The organism is Pedobacter sp. 10L46_2, from assembly GCF_056395165.1.
On record NZ_JBFTIZ010000302.1, the window covers coordinates 1 to 5120 of the forward strand.

Consider the following 5120-nt stretch of genomic DNA (forward strand, 5'->3'; position numbering starts at 1 on the left):
AAAAATAGTATAAACCTCGGTTTCGACAAATCTAGAGGCTACAACAATTTCAACTTCTCCAGCATGCTGTCTGAACAAACTATGTGCTAACTCAGGATTGTTATTGTCTTTAGATAAGTGAGATAACAATAAATGGGTCATATATGATGGCCTGTGGTGTATAAAAAGGTCTAATGCCTGCTTGTTTGATAAGTGACCTTTACCTCCGCTGATGCGTTGTTTTAAGAAATACGGATATGCGCTTTTACTTAATAGGTCATCATCGTAGTTCGTTTCAAGAAATGCTGCGTGGCATTGTTTAAAATGAAAAATAAGCTGATCACAAGCCGCTCCGATATCTGTAAATACGCCAACCTTGGTGCTTCCACACGAAACCACGAAACTGTGTGGCTCAGATGCATCATGTATTTTAAGAAAACTCGTTACTTCTAAAGTTCCAACCGATATTGTTTGGGTGCTATATAATACTCTAATGAGGTCTTCACGGATATTGAATCTACAGCCATTTAAAGTTCCATTTGTTATGTATACCGGCAAATTGTATTTTGAAGAGAGGGTGGCAAGTCCGCGAACATGATCTGTATGCTCATGAGAAATGAAAATCGCTTTAACATTATGCATTGATAAGCCCAAGCGCAACATTCTCTTTTCGGTTTCTCTGCAGGAGATACCTGTATCTACAAGAATAGCTTCCTGGTCGTTTCCGATATAATAGCAATTTCCATTGCTTCCGGAATTTAAGGATGCAATATGTAACTTGTTACAAGCCATTCGCGCGAGCTGTAATTTCAGCAATATCCAATACTTGTACGTTTTTGTCCTGATCTTTCAGCTTCACACCATCACTTATCATTGTCATGCAAAAAGGGCAACCGGCAGCTATAATATTTGGCTGTGTTTCAAGGGCCTCTTCAATACGTTCAATGTTAATGTCTTTATTGCCTTTTTCAGGTTCTTTAAACATCTGGGCTCCTCCGGCACCACAGCATAATCCATTTGACTTGCAGCGTTTCATTTCTACCAGCTGCGCATCTAAAACTTCTAAAGCCTTACGCGGAGCCTCATAAACACCATTCCCACGACCTAAATAACATGGGTCGTGATAAGTTATCTTTTTACCTTTAAAGCTTTCTCCTCCTTCGGCCTTTAGCTTACCCTCGTCAATTAATTGTTGGATTAGCTGTGTATGGTGAATAACTTCGTAACTTCCCCCTAAACCCGGATACTCATTTTTAATGGTGTTAAAGCAATGAGGGCAGCCTGTCACTATTTTCTTTATGTTGTAGGCGTTAAGAACCTCAATATTGGTCATGGCTTGCATTTGAAACAAAAACTCATTTCCGGCTCGTTTTGCAGGGTCTCCTGTACAGCTTTCTTCTGTGCCTAATACAGCATACTTCATGCCTACATGATGGAGGATTTTACAGATGTCGCGAGTTGTTTTTTGTGCTCTTTCGTCATAACTGCCTGCGCAACCTACCCAGAATAATATCTCAGGCTCTTCGCCCTTGGCTATCATTTCTGCCATTGTAGGTACTTCAAAATYTAGTTGCTCGCTCATCTTTAAGCTATAATAGATTTAAATACTTTAATTAACTTTCTTTTGCCCAGTTAAACCTGTCGGCCGGAGAATACTTCCACGGAGCGCCATTGTTTTCAATATTACCAAGCATCGCATTAATACTTGCCGGCGATTGAGATTCTTCCATTACTGCATACCTTCTTAGTTCAGTAATAATTGCAAGAGGATCTATATTTATAGGGCAAGCCTCAGTACAGGCATTACAGCTTGTGCATGCCCATATTTCTTCTCTGCTGATGTAGTTATCAATCAAAGATTTGCCATCATCAAAACCATTACCTGTTTTATCGATGTTTTTTCCGACCTCTTCCATTCGGTCTCTGGTATCCATCATTATTTTGCGGGGCGAAAGCAGCTTGCCGGTAATGTTTGCAGGACAAACTGAGGTGCACCTTCCGCACTCAGTACAGGTGTAAGCATTCATTAGGTTTACCCATGTAAGGTCATTCACATCTTTAGCCCCAAAGCGTCCTGGTTCTGCTTCTTCTGGAGTAAATGATGAGTCAAGCATTGCCTTCACTTCATTTGTAACACTCTTCATGTTTGTAAACTCTCCCTTCGGCTCCAAATTGGAGAAATAAGTATTAGGGAATGCAAACAGGATATGGAAATGCTTAGAATAGGGCAGGTAATTTAAAAATATAAGTATCCCAATGATGTGAAACCACCAGCAACCCCTTTCAATGGCGACAAGGGCTGCTTCTGAATTTGGCAAAAGATTTTGTAGATGTTGGCTTACAGGAAAAGCTCCGGCGTTTGTATAATGTTGGGATCCGAGAACCTGAAGTTTTGCATCAGCAGCATTCATCAGTAAAAATGCTGTCATTAACAAAATCTCGGATATTAGAATGTAATTGGCATCTGATCTGGGCCATTTAGTCATTTCTACGCCACTAAAACGCTTAAGTTTAAGGATGTTTCTTCTTATTAAAAAGACGGCACAACCCACCCATACACCAAGGGCTAATATTTCAAATGAGCCTATTAGAAAATCATAAATAAAGCCTACTCCAGAAAATATTCTGTGAGAGCCGAATATTCCATCTATCAAAATTTCCAGAACTTCAATATTGATAATAACGAAGCCTAAGTAAACTATCAAATGCAGAAAAGCTGGGATTGGCCTGAAAAACATTTTTGTTTGGCCAAGCGCTACTTTAAGCATCGTCATAAACCTTTTTTGAGGCTGATCCGATCTGTCGGCGGACTTTCCCAATTGTATATTTCGGATAACTTTTTTGATATTATAGCTAAACAAGGCTATTGCGGCCAGTGTAATTGCTATAAATATGATTTGTGCCACCATTTGATTTTCTATTAGTGTTGCTAAGTTAAAAATAAATATGCCAAAATAAATTACTATGCATGCATAAATTTAGATTTTCTTGAATGCCTCAAGGTACTTTTTGATATAGTCTGATTTGTTTTTTGATTTGTATTGCATTATGTATCTGGGGTGTTCCAGTGCAATGATCTCTTTAAAGTACTTTTTGTAGTTGTTAAGTTTTCTTAAAAATGATTCGTTTTTTCCTGTTCCAAAACAAAAGCAGATATCAGTTTCGAAGCCAATGGCAATTTGTTTTTCCAGGTTTTCAATTATAAATGGATATGCCGCTTTTGAAAGTTCAGCACTATCGTAGTAATTGTAATTCACCTCCTTGCTTTTGGTGCTTTTAATGGTGAAGCCTAATGGGCAGACTGAATGAATGTAAAACTTACTGTAGAACTCTTGTATACCTCCATAAGCTGCAATCATTTCGTAAACATATTCTGATGAAGGCTCATGTGTCATCTGTCCCGGAAATGGAATATCGCATTTACCCACCATCCTTTTAGGGTCAGTAAATGATACACCCGTCATCGCCGAACCAAAGCGACCGGGATTGATGCCCAAAATGAGGTGTCTGGGTTCATTATCATTGTAGTATTTTTTGTAAAAAGCAGACGAGCAGATTAGCGCCAGCGGATTTTCCTTGTAAGGATTCATTATCCGGATGTCATCGGGCAGGGAGCCATGAAAATCCAGTTGCTTATTAAATGCAATAATCCTATCGGCAAAGGTTGTCATGCTGGTAAAGATAAGAAGCGATGATTTAAAACTGCAAAATCTTAAGCGTTTAGCTCATAAAACCTGCTGTCTTTACTGTTTCCAATAAAGAAGCCTAATTTGTCTGGTTTGGTCTTGATCTTTAACGTTAATGAACGGATTTTTTTCTTGAATTCTGCCATTGCAATTTCCAGGTCCTGATCTTCAGGGATATTTATAAAGATGTTATCCCGATCGTCGGCTATCAGCCAACCTGGGTAGTTTTGCTTTAAAAGCAGGTCGATCCATTCTTTCTTATACGCATTCATAAATACAAAACTAGAGAATTACAGCAATTCACAAAAACTGTTGGATTATATTTTTCTATAATCCCTCCTTCTAGGGATAAATATATTCATGGAATGATAGAAAGTGTATTTAAAATGGATGGTGACGCATCCCGCCATCGACAACCGCAACTGTACCGGTTATGTATCGCGCTCGAGGAGATACTAAGAAAACAGCCATGTTGGCCATGTCCTGTGGCTCGCCGAAATCGCCGAGCGGAATCTCACGGTCGGCAAATTTCCTACGCTCATCGCCAGCAAAGAAGGGGCGAATATTTTCGGTATCTATGAGACCAGGCTGCAAGCAGTTTACTGTAATGCCATGACGGCCAACTTGCGCCGAGAGCTGTTTAGACCACACGACAATAGACGCTTTTGCAACAGCCGAGACATTAACTGCTCGTAATTCATAAGTACTTGCCAGGTTTAGGATAGACCCCTGTTTACGAGCAATAAAATGAGGTAGAAGCCATTGTGTTAATTGTCTGGGCCGATCAAAATCCAAGGTCATCGATTCTATCCAGATCTTTTCAGATCCTACCACATCAACGGGACGACTACGGCCGGCATTATTAATAAGAATATCAACGTGTCCTAAGAGTGATATGCCCTCAGCTCCAATCTTTTGAGGAGCTCCTGCTGCTAGAATATTCTGAACAAGAGTAATAGGTTCTACGCCTCCGGAAGTATTGATCTCTTCTTTGAGGCTATTAAGTAAATCTTCGTTTCTAGCTACGGCCAAGACTTTTACGCCTTCCAAAGCCAATTCTTTTGCGATTGCTCTGCCAATTCCCTGACTGGCACCTGTTATTATCGCGGTTTTTCCTTTTAAATATAAGTCCATAACTTTTCTTTCCTTGCAAAATTAGATAGCAGCGTCTATTTTTACAGCTTATGCAACCAATTGTACGGTGCTAACAAACATGTAAGTAATGGCAACAAGAAAGGAAAACTCGACTTATAGCAGCAATGAAAAATGGATTATTGAATGTGATTTGACATATGCTGTTAACAAGATTGGAGGGAGATGGAAAATTCTGATAATAAGTAAGCTGGAAAGCAAAGTTCATAGGTTTAGCGAATTAAAGAAAGAGCTCCCCTTTATTACAGAACGCATGCTTGCACTACAGCTGCGGGCATTAGAAAAGGATGGCCTGGTTAAGCG

The 5120-nt window shown here is 39.6% G+C and carries 7 protein-coding genes; 1 reads left to right on the forward strand and 6 read right to left on the reverse strand.

The window, feature by feature from the left end; genetic code table 11:
* The 6 genes from AC1DDX_RS23080 to AC1DDX_RS23105 all read right to left on the reverse strand — a co-directional run.
* Positions 1-771 (reverse strand): MBL fold metallo-hydrolase (locus AC1DDX_RS23080; RefSeq protein WP_477622664.1); only part of this gene is annotated, 771 nt, incomplete at its 3' end.
* Positions 761-1561, reverse strand: coding sequence for a (Fe-S)-binding protein (locus AC1DDX_RS23085; RefSeq protein WP_477622665.1), 801 nt, complete (start codon positions 1559-1561; stop codon positions 761-763). The genes AC1DDX_RS23080 and AC1DDX_RS23085, both read right to left, overlap by 11 nt.
* 31 nt (positions 1562-1592) lie before the next feature.
* Positions 1593-2888 (reverse strand): 4Fe-4S dicluster domain-containing protein, encoded by a 1296-nt coding sequence (locus AC1DDX_RS23090; RefSeq protein WP_172661433.1) that lies wholly within the window; start codon positions 2886-2888, stop codon positions 1593-1595.
* A gap of 69 nt (positions 2889-2957) precedes the next feature.
* Entirely contained in the window at positions 2958-3650 is a 693-nt protein-coding gene (locus AC1DDX_RS23095) for a uracil-DNA glycosylase family protein (protein ID WP_172661432.1), read from the reverse strand.
* Between the two features lie 41 nt (positions 3651-3691).
* Positions 3692-3937 (reverse strand): hypothetical protein, encoded by a 246-nt coding sequence (locus tag AC1DDX_RS23100; protein WP_172661431.1) that lies wholly within the window; start codon positions 3935-3937, stop codon positions 3692-3694.
* 109 nt (positions 3938-4046) lie between these two features.
* Positions 4047-4799 carry an SDR family NAD(P)-dependent oxidoreductase gene (locus AC1DDX_RS23105; protein WP_172661430.1) on the reverse strand — a complete coding sequence of 251 codons (753 nt, stop codon included), beginning with the start codon at positions 4797-4799 and terminating at the stop codon, positions 4047-4049.
* Between the two features lie 88 nt (positions 4800-4887).
* Here AC1DDX_RS23105 and AC1DDX_RS23110 point away from each other — a divergent pair.
* On the forward strand, positions 4888-5120 hold a 233-nt coding region (locus AC1DDX_RS23110; protein WP_477622666.1), incomplete at its 3' end, for a winged helix-turn-helix transcriptional regulator.

Excerpts from the sequence above, each read along its gene's own strand:
- AC1DDX_RS23090 (WP_172661433.1), bottom strand. The coding sequence starts at position 2,888 with ATGGTGGCACAAATCATATTTATAGCAATTACACTGGCCGCAATAGCC.
- AC1DDX_RS23095 (WP_172661432.1), bottom strand. The coding sequence starts at position 3,650 with ATGACAACCTTTGCCGATAGGATTATTGCATTTAATAAGCAACTGGAT.
- AC1DDX_RS23100 (WP_172661431.1), bottom strand. The coding sequence starts at position 3,937 with ATGAATGCGTATAAGAAAGAATGGATCGACCTGCTTTTAAAGCAAAAC.
- AC1DDX_RS23105 (WP_172661430.1), bottom strand. The coding sequence starts at position 4,799 with ATGGACTTATATTTAAAAGGAAAAACCGCGATAATAACAGGTGCCAGT.